Origin of the sequence: Bacillus cereus group sp. BfR-BA-01382 (genome assembly GCF_022663475.1) — a bacterium.
GTDB lineage: Bacteria > Bacillota > Bacilli > Bacillales > Bacillaceae_G > Bacillus_A > Bacillus_A thuringiensis_S.
This window is the reverse complement of record NZ_JAKUFQ010000438.1, coordinates 1-223: the sequence shown is the minus strand read 5'-3', so window position 1 is coordinate 223 and position 223 is coordinate 1. Positions and strand designations below refer to the sequence as shown.

The following is a 223-nucleotide window of genomic DNA, read 5'->3' as shown; positions in this document are numbered from 1 at the left end:
ATGCTTTCTCTTGTACTTCCGTACTTGAAATTGGCTTTTGTACTTGCTCTTCCACTACTTGCTGCACTGGGCGTTCTTCCATTTGTGGCTCTGCTACTACTTGCTGCACTGATTGTTCTTCCACTTGTGATTCTACTACCACCTGCTGCATTGGTTGTTCTTCCACTTGTGATTCTACTACCACCTGCTGCATTGGTTGTTCTTCCACTTGTGATTCTACTAC

The 223-nt window shown here is 44.4% G+C and carries 1 protein-coding gene; it reads right to left on the bottom strand.

Annotation, left to right across the window (positions count from 1 at the left end; translation table 11 throughout):
* A partial coding sequence (locus MR160_RS34630) for a hypothetical protein (protein WP_242299275.1) occupies nucleotides 1-223 on the bottom strand: 223 nt, incomplete at both ends.